Origin of the sequence: Burkholderia sp. E168m15, assembly GCF_016586105.1 — a bacterium.
Taxonomy (GTDB): domain Bacteria; phylum Pseudomonadota; class Gammaproteobacteria; order Burkholderiales; family Burkholderiaceae; genus Burkholderia; species Burkholderia orbicola.
This window is the reverse complement of record NZ_BCPO01000079.1, coordinates 65041-83377: the sequence shown is the minus strand read 5'-3', so window position 1 is coordinate 83377 and position 18337 is coordinate 65041. Positions and strand designations below refer to the sequence as shown.

Below are 18337 nucleotides of genomic sequence, written 5' to 3'. Positions count from 1 at the left end.
CACGGTGGTCCGCTCAGCGATCGGCCAGTTCGCCGCGCACGTAATCGATGCTCGCCCGCAGCCGGTCTTCGATGTCGTCCGCTTCTGCGATTTCGCTCGCGAACGGCTCGAACGACAACGCGCCGCGGTAGCCGCGCGCGAGCAGCTCGCGCAGTTGCCGGACGTTGCCGAGCCGATCGGCGCCGCCGACCAGCACGCGGTGGCCGTCGCGCATCCGGTCGACCGGCAGGTCGGCGTCCTCGACGCCCGAGATGTGCACGAGGCCCGTCAGGTTCGGGAAGAAGATGTCCTCGCCGGCGAGGTGATGATGGAACGTGTCGTGCACGAGCCGGAACACCGGCTCGCCCGCCGCCGCGTAGATGCCCTTCACCGCGTCCGACTTGCGGCGCAGCGCGCATTCCTCGAAGCCGAGCGGTTCGATGAAGCCGAGCAGGCCGCGGGCTTCAAGGATCGGTTTCAGCGCCTTCAGCGCCGTGACGAGATCCGCATGGCGGGCGTCCGCGCTGCGCGTGTCGCCGTGGCTGTTGGTCGGGCACAGCACCAGCGCACGCGCGCCGCATTGCGCCGCATAGTCGGCCAGCACGGTCGCCTCGTCCGCACGCTCGGCGTTCCATTGCTCGAAGCGCTGCAGCGCGTTGATCGTCAGGATCGTCACGCCGCCGCCTTCGGTCGCCGCGCGGACCGCGGCCGCGGGCGTGCCGTCGGCGAGCTCGACGCCGTCGAGATCGTTGCGGATTTCGATCGTGTCGACGCCAAGGCGCCGGCACAGCGCGACGTAGCGGTCGAGCGGCAAGCGCGGCGCGCTCATCCGGTTCAGCGAAAAGTGGAAGGTTTGCATCGTCGTTCTGTCCTTGAGGCTGGAGTGGGGCGGGTCCGAATCAGGTGCCGGTGCGCGCGGCAAGTGCGTGCCACGTGTCGCGCAGCCAGTGCGCGCACGCGACGTTGTTGTCGAAGATCGAATAGCGCGCGCCGCCGCCGTAGTCGGGAAACGGGATGAACTCGCAGCTGATCTGCGCGAGCAGCGGCGGCCGCGCGTGAGCCTGCGTTCGCAGCAACTGGCGCAGCGCGGTTTTCCACGTGTCCAGCGCATCCGCGCGCCATTCGCCGTGATACGCGCTCGGCGCGGGCGCGACGAACGGGTACTGGATGCCGCGGCCGGGGCTGCCGTCCGCGCGGCGCATCCAGCGGTTCTCGGGGTTGTTCGGCGTCACGCTGCGCGCATGCGCATGCCGGACCCAGCCGCGCGCGATCCAGTTGGCGTAGATCGCGGCGGGCGACGCCGGGTCGAGCAGCGCGTGGCCACCGTCGGCCGATTCGCGCAGGCCCGATGCGTCGAGCTCGGCGCGGTTGCCGATCTTGAACAGCAGGTGCGAATGATCGAGCGTGACACGGAACGGCGCGCCGGCCTGCTCGACATGCCGCGCGACGCGCGCCACGCGCATGAAGTCCTCGCTCCACATGTCGACGTGCACTTCGAGGCTCGGCAGGCAGCCGACCGGCTCGCCCGATGCGTACGCACGCAGGTAGAAATCGGCGACTTCGCGGTCCGACAGCAGGTGGCCGTCCGCGTGACGCGCATGTAGCTGGCAGTTGAGCACCGTGCTGCCGAACCGCGCACCCGCCGCGACGATCTCGGCGACGTGCGCTTCGTCGCGGCCCGCGCACCAGATGCCGCCGATCACGCGGATCGGCAGCGCGTGGCGATCGACCAGCGCGAAATACGGCGACAGGTCCTCGCCGCGCGTCGGGTTCTTTTCGATGTAGTCGAACACGCCGGCAGCGGCGACCCTCCGGAAGCGCTCGGCGGGCGTGGGCGGCGGCAGCCCGTCGTGTTCGAGCACGCCGTCGAGGTTCACGCCGATGAGGATCGGTTCAGCCATCGTCTCCTGTCCGTCGTTGTCCGTGGATGGCTGATCAATGTACGGATGCGCGGCGCGGGCTGCATGACGAACGTTGACGAAAAATCGCCCATGCCGCGGTCGATTTTTTCATCGTGCGCACGCGGTGCGCCGCACGGCGGGATTCACGCCTGCAGGTATGCGCTCGTCCTCACGTTCGCCGGACAGAACACACGGAATTCGACCGGGTCGTCCGGCGGCGGCTGTTCGACGATGCCGCACGCATGCAGCACGTGCTGCAGCGCGGAAATCGCTTGTCCGTCCGGGTCCTGGTCGATCGCGAGATCCATCGCGCCGGCTTCGATGAAGGTACGGTGCTGGTCGATCATCTCGTGGCCGATCCACACCACGCGCCCGATCGCGCCGGCCTTGCGCAGCGCCGCTTCGATGCCGGCCGAACCGGCGCCGCTGTTGTAGATCGCGACCACGTCGTCGTGCGCCTGCAGCGCCTTCGACACCGCGCGGTAGCAGCGGTCGTCCTGGTCGAGCGTCTCGATCGGTTCATCGTCGCAGCGCACGGCGGCGAACGCGTCGGCGAGCTGATCGCGGCAGCCGGCCATCCGGTCGGCGTGCGCGCGGTAGCCCATCCGGCCGCCGAGCAGCAGCACGCGGCCGGGGCGTGCGGCGAGGCGGCCGATGTAGTAGCCGGCCGTGCGCCCGGCGCGATAGTTGTCGATGCCGGCGAAGTGCGCGCGGTCGATGCCGCCGATGTCGGTGACCATTGTGACGACGGTCTCGCCCCGCGCGATCGCGGCAGCCAGTGCGTCACGCACGCGGGCCGTGTCGTGCGCGGTGACGATCAGCGCCGCGCGCCGGTACGCGGGCCGTTCGATCAGCGCGGCGGCGCGTGCGTCGTCCGCGGCGGGCAGGATCGTCCGGTGCACGACCACGCGCCGGTCGAGCATCTGCAGCGAGCGCTGCAGCGCCTGCTGCAATCGTCGGAAGAACGGCGCGTCGGTGTCCGGCAGCAGCACGTCGACGTGGATCAACCCGTGCCGCGTGTCGGGCAACTGCCGCGGCACGCCGAGTTGCCGCGCGGCCGCCACCACGCGTTCGCGCGCCTGCGCGGAGACGCTGCCGCGCTCGTTCAGCACGCGGTCGACGGTCGTCGTGCTGACGCCGGCGAGCGCCGCGATCTCGTCGAAGCGCGCGGTGCGCTTGCGCCAGCGCGGCCCGGATTCACCTGCCATGGTCGTCTCCATCGTGAGGGTCGCCATCGATCGCGTGGCGTTGTCGGGAACGCTAAAGCGATGGCGAAATTTCGTCAACGTTTCGATTGAGGCGGGGCGGCCGGTCGCCTAATTTCGTTCCTGTGGCGAAGCGCTTGCCGTGCTTGCCGCGCACAAGAACCCCAGGAGACAGAAGTGGCCCAACCCGACGACCCGGCACGCGAACCCACGGCGGCGCGCCGGCAGGCATACCGAATGATCGGCGGCGCCGGCGAGCGCGCGCACGCGGCCGGGCTCGTCAACGCCGCGTGGTACCGGTGCGCGGTGCCGCGGCCGCTGATGAAGCAGCTGATGCAGCGCGGCGATGCGCGGGCGATTCGCGACACGCTGATCTGGTATGCGGCGATCGCGATCAGCGGCGCGCTCGCGTGGCTGGCGTGGCGCGCGCATTCGGCGTGGGCGATTCCCGCGTTCTTCGTGTACGGTACGCTGTACTGCAGCCCGGCCGATTCGCGCTGGCACGAATGCGGGCACGGCACCGCGTTCCGCACGCGCTGGATGAACGACGCGCTGTACCAGGTCGCGTCGTTCCAGGTGTTCCGCCGCGCGACCGCCTGGCGCTGGAGCCATGCGCGCCATCACACCGATACGCTGGTCGTCGGGCGCGATCCGGAAATCGCCGCGCCGAAGCCGACCGACTGGCTTGCGCTCGCGCTGAACGTCGTCGCGCTGAAGCACGTGGCCGGCGAGCTGCGCAAGATGATCGCGGTGTCGTTCACCGGCCGGCTCGACGACGAGGAGCGCACCTACGTGCCCGAATCGGAATGGCCGAAGGTCGTGCGCGAGTCGCGCATCCATCTCGCGATCTACGCGCTCGTGACGGGCGCGGCGGTGTACTGGCACACGCTCCTGCCGCTGCTCTACATCGGGCTGCCGAGCCTCTACGGCGCATGGCTGTACCTGTACTTCGGCCTCACGCAGCACGCGGGCATGCCGGAGAACGTGCTCGATCACCGGCGCAACTGCCGGACCGTGATGATGAATCCGGTGTTCCGCTTCTTGTACTGGAACATGAACTATCACGTCGAGCACCACATGTTCCCGATGGTGCCGTTCCATGCGCTGCCGAAGCTGCACGAAGCCGTGAAGGCCGACATGCCGCCGCCGTACCGCAGCACGCTGGCGGCCTATGCGGAGATCGTGCCGGCGCTGGTCCGGCAGACGCGCGACCCGTCCGATTACGTCGTGCGGCCGGTGCCGGATGCCGCGCGTGCCTGACCACTATCGAACCTCACAACGAAGGAGACACGCACCATGACGCAATGGATCGACACCGGCGCGCTCGACGACATCGACGACGAAGACGTCGCGCGCTTCGATCACGCTGGCCGCACGTATGCGATCTACCGGATCGACGGCGAGGTGTACGCGAGCGACGGTCTGTGCACGCACGAGCAGGTGCATCTCGCGGACGGGCTCGTGATGGATCACGTGATCGAGTGCCCGAAGCACAACGGCCGCTTCGACGTGCGCGACGGCCGGCCGCTGTCGGCGCCCGCGTGCGAGAAGCTGCGCACGTACCGCGCGAAGATCGAGGACGGCCGCATCCTGATCGAGGTATGACGCGATGACCAGCGACCGGGTGATGGCGATCGTCGGCGCAGGTCATGCCGGCGGCCGCGCGGCGCAGGTGCTGCGCGCGTCCGGCTGGCGCGGGCGTATCGTGCTGATCGGCGCGGAGCCGCATCCGCCGTACGAGCGGCCGCCGTTGTCCAAGGGCGTGCTGACGGGCGAGCGCAGCGCGGTGCAATGCCGGTTGCGCGACGCCGACGCATGGGCGGCTGATCGTATCGAGCGGATCGTCGCGACCGTCGAGCGCATCGATCCGCACGCACGCGAAGTGCGCATGTCCGGCGGACACGTGTTCGGCTACGACGCGCTGCTGCTGGCCACCGGCGGCCGTGCACGCCGTCTGGCCATTCCGGGCGCGGCGCTCGACGGCGTAGTCGCGTTGCGCACGCTCGACGATGCGGCCGTACTCGGCGCGCGGCTCGTGCCCGACGCGCGGATCGTGCTGATCGGCGGCGGTTTCATCGGCCTCGAAGTCGCGGCGTCGGCGCGTCGGCGCGGCTGCCGCGTGACCGTGCTCGATGCGGCACCGCGGTTGCTCGGCCGTGCGGTGCCGGAAGCCATCGCGACGCGCGTGCATGCGCTGCACGATGCGCAGGGCGTGGCGATTCGCCTGAACCGAAAGCCGGTTGCGATCGAGCGGACGTCGGGCGGTGCGCTGGCCGTCGTGCTCGACGACGGCGACACGCTGCTCGCCGACACGGTCGTGGCCGGTATCGGCATCGAACCGGCCGATGAACTGGCACGCGATGCGGGCCTCGCGGTCGAGCGCGGCATCGTCGTGAATGCGCAGCTCGAGACGTCGGCGCGCGGCATCTACGCGGCCGGCGACGTCGCGGTGTTTCCGAGCGCGTTATCGGGCCAGCTGGTTCGACAGGAGACCTGGCACGGCGCCGAGACGCAAGCGCACGTCGCCGCCCGCAACATGCTCGGTGCGGCCGAAGCGTATCGCGACATGCCGTGGTTCTGGTCGGATCAATACGATGCGCAGTTGCAGGTGGCCGGGGAGCCGGCGCTCGGTACGCAGTCGGTCGCACGCAGCCTTGGCGACGATGCGGAAATCCATTTCCATTTCGATGCGCTCGCGCGGCTCGTCGCGGTGAGCGGCTTCGGGCGGGCGGCGGGATTCGTGAAGGAAATGCGCGTGGCGAGGATGCTGGTCGAACGCGGGATCGACGTGACGCCGGCGGCGGTCGCGGACGTCGACGTGAAGCTGAAATCGCTGGTGACGGCCGTGAATGACCGGCAGAAGAAAGGAGGGGAGTAAAGCGCGCGGCAGCGAACGCCGCGCGCTTCGTTCAAACCGCGATCAGGCCATCGCGTGCAGGCGCAGATACAGGCCGGCTGCCGCCGCGCCGCCGAGCAGCGGGCCGACGACGGGCACCCACGCATAGCGCCAGTCGCTGTCGCGCTTGCCGGGAATCGGCAGCAGCGCATGCATGATGCGCGGCGACAGGTCGCGTGCGGGGCTCATCGCATAGCCGGTCGGGCCGCCGAGCGAGATGCCGATGCCGAGCACCAGCAGGCCGACGGGCAGCGCGTCGAGTGCGCCGAGGCCGACTTGCGGCGACGCGAGATACAGGACGCCGAGGATCAGCACGAACGTGCAGATCGCTTCGGTCAGCACGTTGTGCGTGGTGCTGCGGATCGCCGGCGCCGTGCAGAACACCGCGAGCTTCAGGTCGGCATCGGCTTCCTTCGCGAAGTGCTGGCGATACGCGAGCCACACGAGCAGCGCGCCCGCCATCCCGCCGAGCATCTGCGCGAGCACGTAGCCGCCGACTTTCGACCACGCGAACTTGCCCGCGAGCGCGAGGCTGATCGTGACGATCGGGTTCAGGTGCGCGCCGCTGAACGACGCGGTCACGTAGACCGCGACGAATACCGCCATCGCCCAGCCCATCACGATCACGATCAGGTCCGCGCCTTTGCCCTTGGTCTTTGCAAGCAGCACGTTTGCGACCGCGCCGTTGCCGAGCAGCACGAGGATCGCCGTGCCGATGAATTCTGCAATATAAGGTGACATGATTGTCTCTCGAAGTCACGGCGGACTCGCGCATCGCGCGGTCCGCCGGTGTTGTTGTATTTCGTTTGGTTTTATTCGGATTACTGGGTGTCGTCGGCCCATGCCTTCGCGGCGCGCACCGCACGCTGCCAGCCGGCCATGCGCTGCTCGACCTGCTCCTTCGGCATCGACGGTGCGAAGCGGCGATCGAGCTGCCACTGGTCGCGCACTTCGTCGAGGTTCTTCCAGTAGCCGATCGCGAGACCCGCGAGGTAGGCCGCGCCGAGCGCGGTCGTCTCGGTGATCTGCGGACGCACCGCGTCGACGCCGAGCAGGTCGGCCTGGAACTGCATCAGCAGGTCGTTCGCGCTGGCGCCGCCATCGACGCGCAACTCGCCGATGCTGATACCCGAATCGGCTTCCATCGCGGCCAGCACGTCGAGCGACTGATACGCGATCGCATCGAGCGCCGCGCGCGCGAGATGCGCGGCGCTCGTACCGCGCGTGACGCCGAACACCGAGCCGCGCGCCCGCGCGTTCCAGTGCGGCGCGCCGAGACCGGCGAACGCGGGCACGAGATACACGCCGTCGGTGTGCGGCACGCTCGCGGCGAGCGCCTCGATTTCCGCGGCCGTCTTGATGAGGCCGACGCCGTCGCGCAGCCACTGCACGACCGCGCCCGCGATGAAGATGCTGCCTTCGAGCGCGTACTGCACGTCATCGCCGATCTGCCAGGCGATCGTCGTGACGAGGTTGTTCTTCGATTCGATCGGCTTGTCGCCGGTGTTCATCATCAGGAAGCAGCCGGTGCCGTAGGTGTTCTTCACCATGCCCGACGTCGTGCACATCTGGCCGAACAGCGCCGCGTGCTGGTCGCCGGCGATGCCCGCGAGCGGGATCTTCGACGCGAACACGGTGGTCTTGGTGTGGCCGTAGATTTCCGACGATGCCTTCACTTCCGGCAGCATGCTGCGCGGGATGTCGAGCAGTTCGAGCAGCTCGCTGTCCCATTCGCGCGTATGGATGTTGAACAGCATCGTGCGCGATGCGTTCGTCACGTCGGTCACGTGCAGTTCGTGCTTCGTGAAGTTCCACACGAGCCAGCTGTCGACGGTGCCGAACGCGAGCTTGCCCTGGCGCGCCTTGTCGCGTGCACCCGGCACGTTGTCCAGAATCCAGCGGATCTTCGTCGCGGAGAAGTACGAGTCGATCGGCAGGCCGGTCTTCGCGCGCACCTTCGCTTCGAGGCCCTGCTTCTTCAGCGAGTCGCAGAAGTCGGCCGTGCGGCGATCCTGCCAGACGATCGCGTTGTAGACGGGCTGGCCCGTCTCGCGATCCCAGACGATGGTCGTTTCGCGCTGGTTCGTGATGCCGATCGCGGCGATCGACGTGCCGTTCAGGCCCGTGCGCGTGACGGCTTCCGCGGCGACGCCGGCTTGCGTCGACCAGATTTCCTGCGGGTCGTGCTCGACCCAGCCGGGTTGCGGGTAGATCTGTTCGAATTCCTTCTGGGCGATCGATACGATGTTGCCCTGGCGATCGAACAGCATCGCGCGGGAACTCGTGGTGCCCTGGTCAAGCGCGAGGATGTACTGGTCCTGCATGTCTCTCATCTCCATCCGTGGATTGGCTTAGTTGTGATGCGCGCCGCATGTGGGGCGGCGCGTCGGTGAATCAACGTCGGTCAGGCAAAACTACCATTGCAACTGCATTCGGATCACGCATGCGGCGCATGCGCGGCGGCGAACCACGCATCGACCGCGGCGGTCACCGCGTCGAGCGTGCCGGGCGCGACGTGCAGGCCGAGCTTCGAGCGGCGCCACAGTACGTCCTGCGCGCAGGTCGCCCATTCGGCATCGCGCAGGTAGCGCAGTTCGGCGTCGTGGATGCCCGGCGCGATTTCGGCGCCGAGATCGGCGAGCGACTTTGCGCCGTCGACCACGCGCTCCGCACGCGTGCCGTACGCACGTGCATAGCGGCGCGCGAGCGCGGCGGGCAGCCACGGATGGCGTTTCGCGAACGCGCTGGCGAACCCGTCGAACTTCGCGTCCGCGATGTCGCCGCCCGGCAGCGCGACGCCGGCCGTCCAGGTCTTCGCATCGCGGCCGAGCGCGCGGCACAGCATGTCGCCGGCTTCTTCCGCGAGCTTGCGGAACGTCGTGATCTTGCCGCCGAACACCGACAGCAGCGGGGCGCCCGCGCCATCGTCGAGTTCGAGGCGATAGTCGCGCGTGACGGCCGATGCGTTCGCCGCGTTCTCGTCTTCCAGCAGCGGGCGCACGCCCGAATAGGTCCAGTGCACGTCGGCCGGCGAGATCTTGCGCTTGAAGTAGCGGTTGATCGAATCGCACAGGTATTGCGTCTCGTCGCGATCGATCGCGACCTTCGCGGGATCGTTCGTGTATTCGACGTCGGTCGTGCCGATCAGCGTGAAGTCGTGCTCGTACGGAATCGCGAAGATGATCCGCTTGTCCGGATTCTGGAAGATGTACGCGTGATCGTGATCGAACAGGCGGTGCGTGATGATGTGGCTGCCCTTCACGAGCCGCACGCTATGATGCGCGCCGCGGCCGAGCGCGCCGTGCAGCACCTCGCCGACCCACGGGCCGGCCGCGTTCGCGATCGCGCGCGCATGCACGACGCGGATCGAACCGTCGGCGTGCTGCAGCCGCGCTTCCCATTCGTCGCCGCGGCGTTCGGCGGAAACGAGCTTCGTGCGCGTCAGGATCTCGGCGCCGCGCTCCTTCGCATCCATCGCGTTCAGCACGACGAGGCGCGCGTCGTCGACCCAGCCGTCGGAATACACGAAGCCGCGCTTGATCGAGTCGATCAGCGGCGCGCCGGCCGCATGGCGGCGCATGTCGATGCCGCGCGAGCCGGGCAGCAGCTCGCGTTTCGCGAGGTGATCGTAGAGGAACAGGCCGATGCGGATCAGCCAGGCCGGGCGCAGGTTCGGCATGTGCGGCATCACGAAGCGCAGCGGCCACATGATGTGCGGCGCGGCGCGCAGCAGTGTTTCGCGTTCCTGCAGCGCCTTGCGCACCAGCCCGAACTCGTTGTACTCGAGGTAACGCAGGCCGCCGTGAATCAGCTTCGTGCTGGACGACGACGTGTGCGACGCGAGGTCGTCCTGCTCGCAGAGCATGACCGACAGGCCGCGGCCGGCCGCATCGCGCGCGATCCCCGCGCCGTTGATGCCGCCGCCGACGACGAGCAGATCGTAGCGATTCGGTTGGGTCACCTGCTGTCCTTATCGTCTGTTGAAATAGGGTGAACATGAAATGTTCGAATTCGAAATTTAACGAACGAAATCGAAAAAGTAAAGTTCGAAAAAGCGGGGCCAGTAGCGCGTGACCCGATCCCGGACGATACTGGCGGAATCGACCGTTTCGCGAGGTGAATCATGCGTATTGGGATGTGGGCCGGCGTGTGCGCCGTCCTTCTGGCGGGGTGCAGCGCGGGGATGCCGCCGCTCGCCGGCAACTGGCGGGCGCCGTCGTTCGTCGACCTGCAGACGTCGTGCGGCGGCGCGGCGCGCGACTGGGGCGCGGACGCGCAGCCGGTCTACTCGACGCTGTACGACGCCTATGTGGCGAAACGGTATCGCGGGCTGACCGAAGCGAACTATTGTGCGTTCGTAAACGAACTTTCGACCCACTATGTGGCGCCTGACGCGGCGGCACGCGCCGGCTGGATCGCCTATTTCAACGGTGCGCGCGCGCAGGCCATCAGTTGGCGGGCGGCGGTCGACCCGACGCTGCGCGGCGGCTGAAGCCGGTGGCGCCGAACGGGCAGAGGGAAGGCAGGAACGACCGCGCGGCCGGATTCCGGCCGCGCGATCAGGTTCAAGTCAGGGAACAGCGGGGCTTACGAATAGCGGTACTTGATGGATCGCAGCGCGGCGTCGCCGGTCTCGGTCACGCAGTATTTGCGTCCCGAGCCGAGCCCTTCCAGGCGGACGAGCTGCTGTTCGAGCAGGATGTCCAGTTCATCCCGATCCATGTCGCGCTGGTCAGGCGCGTCCTTCACAAGCAAGAGCGTGGCGAATTCATGCGGACTCAGCATCGTTCTCTCCGTGGCAATCAGACTGCCCGCGCGGCCGGCGCATACGCCGCCGCGCGATACCCCGCGAGGGTATGGCTTGGGGGGAAAAGCTGCATTCGCCGGCCTGCGATTCGCACCGCCCTGGCACAGGCGGATCGGCGAACGGGCCGGGGAACTGGAGTCTAGTCGAGTGCGCGGGCAACGACAAATCGTGCCCCGTTAATTTTCCGTTTGACAGAAACGCACCCCACGAGCGGTCCGCGCGCGGCGCCAACTTCTTGATTTCACTTGAAGTTTCAGGTGCGGTGCAGCATCGCAACGGTCATTCCGCGACGTACACCTGCGTGCCGGCGGCGGCCACCGTGTCGGCCATTTCGGGCGGCAGCGGCTTGTCGGTGAAGAGCGCGTGCACCTGGCTCAGATGGCCCTGGCGCACCAGCGCCGGGCGGCCGACCTTCGAATGGTCGGTCACGAGGTAGACCGTGCGCGCATGCTGCATGATCGCCTCGGCGACGCGCACCTCGCGCGTGTCGAAATCGCGCAGCGTGCCGTCGGCCTCGATCGCCGACGTGCCGATGATCGCGTAGTCGACCTTGAACTGGCGGATGAAGTCGATCGCGAGCTCGCCGACGATGCCCTTGTCCCACGGTCGCACGATGCCGCCGGTGATCAGCACCTCGCAGTCGGGGTAGCCGCTCATCATCGACGCGACGTTCAGGTTGTTGGTGATCACGTGCAGCCCGTGATGCCGGTTCAGCGCGCGCGCGACTTCCTCGGTCGTTGTGCCGAGGTTGATGAACAGCGACGCCTGGTCGGGGATGTGCGACGCCGCGAGCGCCGCGATGCGCCGCTTCTCGTCGTGGAACATCCGCTGGCGTGCCGTGTACGACACGTTCTCCGAGCTGGTCGGCAGGCTCGCGCCGCCATGGTAGCGGCGCAGCAGGTTCAGGTCGGCGAGCCAGTTCACGTCGCGGCGGATCGTCTGCGGGGTCACCGCGAAGTGCGCGGCGAGATCGTCGACGGTCACGAAGCCGTCGCGCTGCACCCATTCGAGCAATTCCTGCTGACGCGCGTTGAGGGTGAGGCGGGGATCTCGGGTCATGGCTCGATGGTCGTGTCGTGAGACGGAGCGGGTATTGTAAGGGCGGTAACGGCGTTCGGCCGGCCTGCCCGCCGTCGGCGCACGCAATTCATGCGTGAATTGCATGGATTTATGTGACAAATGAATTTGCGCGATGGCGCTGATCGCGCTGCAATGGCGGATTGCCCGCTCGCGCGGGCACGTTCATTCAGCTTTCGACGAGGTGGTATCGATGAGTGGCTTCAACTGGCACAACCCGTATCCGACGACCCGCATTCCGGTGTTCGCGCGCAACGTCGTGTCGACGTCGCACCCGCTGGCCGCGCAGGCCGGGCTGCGGATGCTGTGGAAGGGCGGCAACGCGGTGGACGCGGCGCTGGCCGCCGCCGCCGCGATCACGGTCGTCGAGCCCGTGTCGTGCGGGCTCGGCGGCGATGCATTCGCGCTCGTGTGGGACGGCGAGCGGCTGTCCGGGCTGAACGCATCGGGCGTCGCGCCGGCCGCCTGGAACGTCGACTACTTCCGCAAGCGCCACGGCGAGGATGCGCGCGGCATCGCGAACAAGCCGACGCGCGGCTGGGACACCGTCACCGTGCCGGGCGTGATCGCGGGCTGGGAAGCGCTGCACGCAAAGTTCGGTTCGCTGCCGTTCGCGGATCTGCTCGAGCCGGCGATCGAGATCGCGGAGCGCGGCTATTCGGTGCCGCCGATCGTCGCGCACAAGTGGGCCGCGGCCGTTCCCGAACTGCAGGACCTGCCGGGCTTCGCCGACACCTTCATGCCGCGCGGCCGCGCGCCGCTCGTCGGCGAACGCGTGTGCCTGCCCGGTCATGCACGGACGCTGCGCACGCTCGCGAAGGACGGCGCCCGGGCGTTCTACGAAGGGGCGCTCGCCGAGCGGATCGCCGCCTTCGCGCGCGAAGGCGGCGGCGCGCTGACCGAAGCGGACCTGCGCGCGTACCGGCCGGAATGGGTCGAGCCGATCGGCAAGCGCTTCGGCCGCCACACGATTCACGAGATCCCGCCGAACGGGCAGGGCATCGCCGCGCTGATCGCGCTCGGCATCGCCGAGCATGCGGGCGTGACCGAATGGCCGGTCGACTCGGTCGATTCGCAGCATCTGCAGATCGAGGCGATGAAGCTCGCGTTCGCGGACGTCTATCGCTACGTCGCCGATCCGCGCGCGATGGAGCTCACGCCCGAACAGATGCTCGACGATGCGTATCTCGCCGAACGCGCGAAGCTGATCGATCGCGCGCGGGCCACACACTTCGCCGCCGGCCGTCCGCATTCCGGCGGCACGATCTACCTGTCGGCGGCCGACGAGCGCGGGATGATGGTGAGCTTCATCCAGTCGAACTACATGGGCTTCGGCTCGGGCCTCGTCGTCCCCGGCACGGGCATTGCGCTGCAGAACCGCGGGCACGGCTTCTCGATGGACCCGGCTTCGCCGAACGTCGTCGCGGGCGGCAAGCGACCGTTCCACACGATCATTCCGGCGTTCGTCACCGAGGAAGTCGACGGCCGTACCGAGGCCGTGATGAGCTTCGGCGTGATGGGCGGCGACATGCAGCCGCAGGGCCACCTGCAGACCATCGTCCGGATGCTCGGCTATGGCCAGCAGCCGCAGGCCGCGTGTTGCGCGCCGCGCTGGAAGGTCAACCGCGACTTCACGCTCGACGTCGAGGCGACGATGAACCGCGCGACCGTCGATGGGCTGGCCGCCCGCGGCCATACGATCAAGTCGATCGACGATCCTTACATGGATTTCGGCTCGGGGCAGTTCGTCTGGCGCCTCGATCCCGACGATCCGGAGCGCGGCTACGTGGCCGCGAGCGACAGCCGGCGCGACGGGCTGGCGGCCGGTTTCTGACGGATCGCTTCCAGCTTCCTATGCAGTTTCCCGGCATCACGGGCGGCCCGACGGCCGCCCGTTTTCATTTGGCGCGGCGCCTGCCATCGAACGCGCGCAAGCGGTTTGAAGGACTCATCTAACGAACGGCAACAGACGCCGTGGAACTGCGCCCGTCGGGTATGGTCAGTGCTCTGGAGCACGAACATCAAAGTCCGGCTAAGATGCCAAGATGGTTCGGCCGGACCGATTCACTATAAACGCAAGTAAAACGCCGCCTGCGGATCGGCTGGCGCCTGTGCCCCAGGCATGGGCCGGCCTCCGCGCGACGACTGGGAGCGCACTACCATGGACACCAAAACGACGCATGTGATGCCGTGGCGTATCGAGGACATCGACCTGAACCGGATCGATCGTCAGCGTGCGGCCGCGAACGAGGATCTGCTGCTGCTGCTGTGCGCGTCGTCGTTCATCGAGAGCGGCTCGGATCTCTATACGAGCAATCTGAGCGAATTCTTCAATGACGATCCGGAAGTCTCCGCATGGCTCAACAATGCATGGGAGCCCGAAGAATTGCAGCACGGGCGCGCGCTGAAGGCCTACATCGCGCACGTGTGGCCCGAGTTCGACTGGGATACCGCCTTCGCGAATTTCTTTGCCGAGTATTCGAAGACCTGCTCGGTCGAGGCGTTCGAGAAAACCCGCGCGCTCGAAATGGTCGCACGCTGCGTCGTCGAGACGGGCACGGCCACGCTCTATCGCGCGATCAACGAATGCTCGGACGAGCCGGTGCTGAAGGAAATCACCGACAACATCCGCACCGACGAAGTGCGTCACTACAAGCACTTCTTCAAGTTCTTCAAGAAGTACAACCAGGTCGAAGGCAACGGGCGGCTCGCGGTGCTCGGGGCCCTCGCGCGCCGCGTGATGGAAATCAAGAACGAGGATTCCGAGATCGCGCTGCGCCACGTGTTCGCGATCCGCTATCCGGATCGCGTCGGCGACAGCCAGTACAACCGCGAGCGCGCCGCGCGCATCAACTCGCTGGTGCGGCGCAACCTGTCGGCCGACATGTGCGTGAAGATGCTGCTCAAGCCGCTCGACCTGCCCGCGAAGATCCAGCCGGGCGTCCACTATCCACTCACGAAGATCACGCGGCACGTTTTCCTGCGCTGATCGCCGCGGCACGGCCCGGCGCGCGTATGCTGACGCATCCTCATCCGATCCGCGCCCGGGCCACGCCATCATGACCGATACCCATCGCCACGCGCTCGAACAATGGACGTTCGACACGTGGCCGTCCGCCGTCGTGTCGCTGTTCGACGGCACCGCACTCGAGCGTCATGCCGACCTCGCCGCGTCGCTGATCGTCGCGACCGACGACGGCCAGTTGCGCACGACGCTGCTCAGCGTCGGCGAGATCTATGCACACGATGCGCGCACGCTGCTGATCGCGCTCTGGCCTCAGTCGCGGGCGGCGCGCGCGATCGCGCAGCGGCGCACGGCCGCGTTGACGCTCGTCGCGGACGGCGCGTTCTTTCAGGCGCAACTGGAGATGGTGCCGCTCGAAGGGGACTTCGGCGGCCTGGCCGGATTCGCCGCGACGATCGCGCACGGCGATGCGCAGCGGGTCGGCTATGCGCGTCTCGCGACCGGCGTCACGTTCACGCTGGAAGGGGAGCGCGCCGCGGTGCTCGCACGCTGGCAACGCCAGATCGAGCACCTGCGGCGCGCGGCCGCGCGGCTTCAGTGACCGCGCTGGCCGCTGCGCGACGAACGGTTGCGGTTCGGATGCGCGGCGTTGCCGCTTGCCGGGCGGGCGCCGTTGCCGCCACCTGCCGGACGTCCGCCGTTGCCGGCGGCGCCGCCTTGCGTGCGCGGCTTCGCGGCCTTCTGCTGCGCTGCAGCCTTCGGTTGCCCGGCCTTCGGTTGCGCGTTGCCGTCGCGTTTCGCGGCCGGCTGGCCTGAGCCGCCGGCACGCGGCTGGCGATTGCCGCCACCACTGCCACCGCCGCGCGGTTGCTGCTGCCCGCGGCGTTGCTGGATCGGCTCCGGCTTCGCGTTCGGATCGGGTTCGAAGCCCGCGATCACTTCCTGCGGGATCTCGCGCTTGATCAGCCGCTCGATGTCGCGCAGCAACTGCTTCTCGTCGACGCACACGAGCGACACGGCTTCGCCGGTCGCGCCCGCGCGGCCCGTGCGGCCGATGCGGTGCACGTAATCCTCGGGCACGTTCGGCAGATCGAAGTTGACGACGTGCGGCAGCTGGTCGATGTCGATCCCGCGCGCGGCGATGTCGGTCGCGACGAGCACCTGCAGCGTGCTGTTCTTGAACTCGGCCAGCGCGCGCGTGCGGGCCGACTGGCTCTTGTTGCCGTGGATCGCCATCGCGCTGATGCCGTCCTTCGTCAACTGCTCGGCGAGCCGGTTCGCGCCGTGCTTGGTGCGCGTGAACACGAGCACCTGGAACCAGTTGTGTTCGCGGATCAGGTGCGTGAGCAGCTCGCGCTTGCGGTCGCGGTCGACCGGGTGGATCTTCTGCGCGACGCTCTCGGCGGTCGTGTTGCGGCGGGCGACCTCGATCAGCGCGGGCGAGTCGAGCAGGCTGTCGGCGAGCGCCTTGATTTCATCCGAGAAGGTCGCCGAGAACAGCAGGTTCTGACGCTGCGGCGGCAGCTTCGCGAGCACCCGCTTGATGTCGTGGATGAAGCCCATGTCGAGCATCCGGTCGGCTTCGTCGAGCACGAGGATGTCGAGATCCGACAGGTCGATGGTCTTCTGCTGCATGTGGTCGAGCAGGCGGCCCGGCGTCGCGACGACGATGTCGACGCCGCGCTTGAGCGCATCGATCTGCGGATTGATGCTGACGCCGCCGAACATCACGGTCGAGCGCAGCTTCAGGTACTTGCTGTACGCACGGACGCTTTCCTCGACCTGGGCGGCGAGTTCGCGCGTCGGCGTGAGGATCAGCGCGCGCACCGCGCGCTTCGCGCCACGGTGCTCGGCGTAGAACGTGTGCAGGCGTTGCAGGATCGGCAGCGTGAAGCCGGCGGTCTTGCCGGTGCCGGTTTGTGCGCCGGCGAGCAGGTCGCCGCCGCCGAGGACGGCCGGGATCGCCTGCTGCTGGATCGGAGTCGGCGACGTATAGCCGAGCTCGTTGACCGCCTTGACCAGCGGTTCGGCCAGGCCGAGAGATTCGAAAGACATAGATACCACTCTTGAGTTTTATGATCGGCGATGCAGCGCGCGGCCCGCGCGGCAAACCTGCATCGCTAAACAGCCAAAAAGCAAAAGGGCGCGGCCGCGGTTTCCCGCAGCCGCGCCCCGTTTGTGTGAGCCGCTTCTTAGTCGAGCGGCGCGGAACGCAGGTCGCTCACCTGTTGCGGCGAGATCGGCGTACCGTTGTTACCCCAAGACATCCGGATATACGTGACGACCGCCGCGACTTCCTGGTTCGACAGCGACTGCGCGAACGGCGGCATCCCATACGGACGCGGATTCTTGAACGTGCTCGGCGGGTAGCCGCCATTCAGCACCATGCGGATCGGGTTGACTGCCGATTCCATCATGATCGAGTGGTTGCCCGCGAGCGGCGGATAGGCCGGCGGCTTGCCGGCGCCGGTTTCGGCGTGACAGGTCGCGCAGTTGTCCGCGTAGATCTTCTTGCCCTGGTCGAACAGCGCGTTGCCGAACTGCTTCGACGGCTCGTACTGCATGTTCTTCGGCGCTTCAGCCTTCTGCGGGATCGACTTCAGGTACGTCGACATTGCGCGCGTATCTTCGTCGGTCATGTACTGCAGGCTGTTGTGGACCACGTCCGCCATCGGGCCGAATACCGCACCCTTCTGCGACACGCCGGCCTGCAGCAGGTCGGACAGCTCCTGCACGTGCCAGTCGCCGAGGCCGAGTTCCTTGTCGTTCGTCAGCGACGGCGCATACCAGTTCTGCAGCGGGATCAGGCCGCCGGCGAACGCCGACGAGCTTACCGGGCCGCCCATCATGTTGATCGACGTGTGGCACATCGAGCAGTGGCCGAGGCCTTCGACCAGATACGCGCCGCGGTTCCATTCGACCGACTTCGTCGGGTCCGGCTTGTATTCGCCTTCCTTGAAGAACAGCGTGCGCCAGCCGATCAGCAGGTTGCGGTTGTTGAACGGGAACTTCAGTTCGTGCGGACGGCTCGGCACCGACACCGGCGCGACCGAACGCAGGTACGCGTAGATCGCGTCCGAATCGGCGCGCGTGACCTTCGTGTAGCTCGCGAACGGGAAGCCGGGGTACAGCAGGCTGCCGTCCTTCGAGCGACCCGTGTGCATCGCGCGGTAGAAGTCGTCCGACGTCCACTTGCCGATACCGTTCTGGTCGTCCGGCGTGATGTTCGGCGTGTACATCGTGCCGAACGGCGTCGCCATCGGCAGGCCGCCCGCGAACGACTTGCCGCCGCGCACGGTGTGGCACGCGATACAGTCGCCGACGCGCGCGAGGTACTCGCCCTTCTTGATCAGCGCGGCCTGGTCGGCCGGCGTGGCCGCGACGGCAGCAGCGCCGTGCAGCGTGTCGTTGCCCGGCCACAGGACCGGCACGAGGGCGGCAGCCGCGACGATCGCGACGGCCGAGAGTGCAAACAGGGACTTGCGTTTCATTGTGTCTGTCTCCCTT

At 67.8% G+C, this 18337-nt stretch carries 17 protein-coding genes; 7 read left to right on the top strand and 10 right to left on the bottom strand.

Features of this window, described 5'->3' with window-relative positions:
* Window positions 1-13 precede the first annotated feature (13 nt).
* The 3 genes from JMF86_RS13365 to JMF86_RS13355 form a co-directional block, all read right to left on the bottom strand.
* The gene (locus JMF86_RS13365; RefSeq protein ID WP_011546154.1) at window positions 14-838 is read right to left on the bottom strand and encodes a TIM barrel protein; all 825 of its coding nucleotides are present in this window, start codon (window positions 836-838) and stop codon (window positions 14-16) included.
* A gap of 40 nt (window positions 839-878) precedes the next feature.
* Window positions 879-1880, bottom strand: coding sequence for a hypothetical protein (locus JMF86_RS13360; protein ID WP_011546153.1), 1002 nt, complete (start codon window positions 1878-1880; stop codon window positions 879-881).
* A gap of 143 nt (window positions 1881-2023) precedes the next feature.
* Entirely contained in the window at window positions 2024-3088 is a 1065-nt protein-coding gene (locus JMF86_RS13355) for a LacI family DNA-binding transcriptional regulator (RefSeq protein WP_011546152.1), read from the bottom strand.
* A 174-nt stretch (window positions 3089-3262) separates the two neighbouring features.
* Here JMF86_RS13355 and JMF86_RS13350 point away from each other — a divergent pair, with 174 nt between their 5' ends.
* The 3 genes from JMF86_RS13350 to JMF86_RS13340 are packed head-to-tail and all read left to right on the top strand — an operon-like array spanning window position 3263 to window position 5963.
* Window positions 3263-4345, top strand: coding sequence for a fatty acid desaturase family protein (locus JMF86_RS13350; protein ID WP_011546151.1), 1083 nt, complete (start codon window positions 3263-3265; stop codon window positions 4343-4345).
* A 36-nt stretch (window positions 4346-4381) separates the two neighbouring features.
* On the top strand, window positions 4382-4690 hold the full coding sequence (locus JMF86_RS13345; protein ID WP_011546150.1) for a non-heme iron oxygenase ferredoxin subunit: 309 nt from the start codon (window positions 4382-4384) through the stop codon (window positions 4688-4690).
* Between the two features lie 4 nt (window positions 4691-4694).
* Window positions 4695-5963 (top strand): NAD(P)/FAD-dependent oxidoreductase, encoded by a 1269-nt coding sequence (locus JMF86_RS13340; RefSeq protein WP_011546149.1) that lies wholly within the window; start codon window positions 4695-4697, stop codon window positions 5961-5963.
* 42 nt (window positions 5964-6005) lie between these two features.
* Here JMF86_RS13340 and JMF86_RS13335 read toward each other — a convergent pair whose 3' ends face one another.
* The 3 genes from JMF86_RS13335 to glpD all read right to left on the bottom strand — a co-directional run bounded on the left by JMF86_RS13335 (window position 6006) and on the right by glpD (window position 9942).
* A complete protein-coding gene (locus JMF86_RS13335) occupies window positions 6006-6722 on the bottom strand; it encodes an MIP/aquaporin family protein (protein ID WP_011546148.1) in 717 nt (238 codons plus the stop codon).
* Window positions 6723-6802: 80 nt separating this feature from the next.
* Window positions 6803-8305: a glycerol kinase GlpK gene (glpK, locus tag JMF86_RS13330; RefSeq protein ID WP_011546147.1), complete on the bottom strand. Its 1503-nt coding sequence runs from the start codon at window positions 8303-8305 to the stop codon at window positions 6803-6805.
* Window positions 8306-8418: 113 nt separating this feature from the next.
* Entirely contained in the window at window positions 8419-9942 is a 1524-nt protein-coding gene (gene glpD / locus JMF86_RS13325) for a glycerol-3-phosphate dehydrogenase (protein ID WP_011546146.1), read from the bottom strand.
* A 162-nt stretch (window positions 9943-10104) separates the two neighbouring features.
* Here glpD and JMF86_RS13320 point away from each other — a divergent pair, with 162 nt between their 5' ends.
* Complete coding sequence (locus JMF86_RS13320) at window positions 10105-10473, top strand: hypothetical protein (protein ID WP_041489246.1); 369 nt, start codon at window positions 10105-10107, stop codon at window positions 10471-10473.
* A gap of 95 nt (window positions 10474-10568) precedes the next feature.
* On the opposite strand, the gene JMF86_RS13315 is transcribed toward JMF86_RS13320, so the two are convergent.
* Both JMF86_RS13315 and JMF86_RS13310 read right to left on the bottom strand, forming a co-directional pair.
* Window positions 10569-10766 carry a hypothetical protein gene (locus JMF86_RS13315; protein WP_006477892.1) on the bottom strand — a complete coding sequence of 66 codons (198 nt, stop codon included), beginning with the start codon at window positions 10764-10766 and terminating at the stop codon, window positions 10569-10571.
* Between the two features lie 301 nt (window positions 10767-11067).
* Window positions 11068-11847, bottom strand: coding sequence for a DeoR/GlpR family DNA-binding transcription regulator (locus JMF86_RS13310; protein ID WP_006493999.1), 780 nt, complete (start codon window positions 11845-11847; stop codon window positions 11068-11070).
* 211 nt (window positions 11848-12058) lie between these two features.
* Here JMF86_RS13310 and JMF86_RS13305 point away from each other — a divergent pair, with 211 nt between their 5' ends.
* The 3 genes from JMF86_RS13305 (at window position 12059) to JMF86_RS13295 (ending at window position 15431) form a co-directional block, all read left to right on the top strand.
* The gene (locus tag JMF86_RS13305; RefSeq protein ID WP_011546144.1) at window positions 12059-13699 is read left to right on the top strand and encodes a gamma-glutamyltransferase family protein; all 1641 of its coding nucleotides are present in this window, start codon (window positions 12059-12061) and stop codon (window positions 13697-13699) included.
* Between the two features lie 327 nt (window positions 13700-14026).
* Window positions 14027-14854, top strand: coding sequence for a ferritin-like domain-containing protein (locus JMF86_RS13300; RefSeq protein WP_011546143.1), 828 nt, complete (start codon window positions 14027-14029; stop codon window positions 14852-14854).
* Window positions 14855-14924: 70 nt separating this feature from the next.
* Complete coding sequence (locus tag JMF86_RS13295) at window positions 14925-15431, top strand: hypothetical protein (RefSeq protein ID WP_011546142.1); 507 nt, start codon at window positions 14925-14927, stop codon at window positions 15429-15431.
* On the opposite strand, the gene JMF86_RS13290 is transcribed toward JMF86_RS13295, so the two are convergent.
* Together JMF86_RS13290 and JMF86_RS13285 are read right to left on the bottom strand one after the other, a co-directional pair.
* Window positions 15425-16885 (bottom strand): DEAD/DEAH box helicase, encoded by a 1461-nt coding sequence (locus tag JMF86_RS13290; RefSeq protein WP_011546141.1) that lies wholly within the window; start codon window positions 16883-16885, stop codon window positions 15425-15427. The genes JMF86_RS13295 and JMF86_RS13290 overlap by 7 nt on opposite strands.
* A gap of 137 nt (window positions 16886-17022) precedes the next feature.
* The gene (locus JMF86_RS13285) at window positions 17023-18321 is read right to left on the bottom strand and encodes a cytochrome c (protein WP_011546140.1); all 1299 of its coding nucleotides are present in this window, start codon (window positions 18319-18321) and stop codon (window positions 17023-17025) included.
* Window positions 18322-18337: the final 16 nt, after the last annotated feature.

Excerpts from the sequence above, each read along its gene's own strand:
- JMF86_RS13365 (WP_011546154.1), bottom strand. The coding sequence starts at position 838 with ATGCAAACCTTCCACTTTTCGCTGAACCGGATGAGCGCGCCGCGCTTG.
- JMF86_RS13360 (WP_011546153.1), bottom strand. The coding sequence starts at position 1,880 with ATGGCTGAACCGATCCTCATCGGCGTGAACCTCGACGGCGTGCTCGAA.
- JMF86_RS13355 (WP_011546152.1), bottom strand. The coding sequence starts at position 3,088 with ATGGCAGGTGAATCCGGGCCGCGCTGGCGCAAGCGCACCGCGCGCTTC.
- JMF86_RS13345 (WP_011546150.1), top strand. The coding sequence starts at position 4,382 with ATGACGCAATGGATCGACACCGGCGCGCTCGACGACATCGACGACGAA.
- JMF86_RS13340 (WP_011546149.1), top strand. The coding sequence starts at position 4,695 with ATGACCAGCGACCGGGTGATGGCGATCGTCGGCGCAGGTCATGCCGGC.
- JMF86_RS13335 (WP_011546148.1), bottom strand. The coding sequence starts at position 6,722 with ATGTCACCTTATATTGCAGAATTCATCGGCACGGCGATCCTCGTGCTG.
- glpK (WP_011546147.1), bottom strand. The coding sequence starts at position 8,305 with ATGCAGGACCAGTACATCCTCGCGCTTGACCAGGGCACCACGAGTTCC.
- JMF86_RS13320 (WP_041489246.1), top strand. The coding sequence starts at position 10,105 with ATGCGTATTGGGATGTGGGCCGGCGTGTGCGCCGTCCTTCTGGCGGGG.
- JMF86_RS13315 (WP_006477892.1), bottom strand. The coding sequence starts at position 10,766 with ATGCTGAGTCCGCATGAATTCGCCACGCTCTTGCTTGTGAAGGACGCG.
- JMF86_RS13310 (WP_006493999.1), bottom strand. The coding sequence starts at position 11,847 with ATGACCCGAGATCCCCGCCTCACCCTCAACGCGCGTCAGCAGGAATTG.
- JMF86_RS13305 (WP_011546144.1), top strand. The coding sequence starts at position 12,059 with ATGAGTGGCTTCAACTGGCACAACCCGTATCCGACGACCCGCATTCCG.
- JMF86_RS13300 (WP_011546143.1), top strand. The coding sequence starts at position 14,027 with ATGGACACCAAAACGACGCATGTGATGCCGTGGCGTATCGAGGACATC.
- JMF86_RS13295 (WP_011546142.1), top strand. The coding sequence starts at position 14,925 with ATGACCGATACCCATCGCCACGCGCTCGAACAATGGACGTTCGACACG.
- JMF86_RS13290 (WP_011546141.1), bottom strand. The coding sequence starts at position 16,885 with ATGTCTTTCGAATCTCTCGGCCTGGCCGAACCGCTGGTCAAGGCGGTC.
- JMF86_RS13285 (WP_011546140.1), bottom strand. The coding sequence starts at position 18,321 with ATGAAACGCAAGTCCCTGTTTGCACTCTCGGCCGTCGCGATCGTCGCG.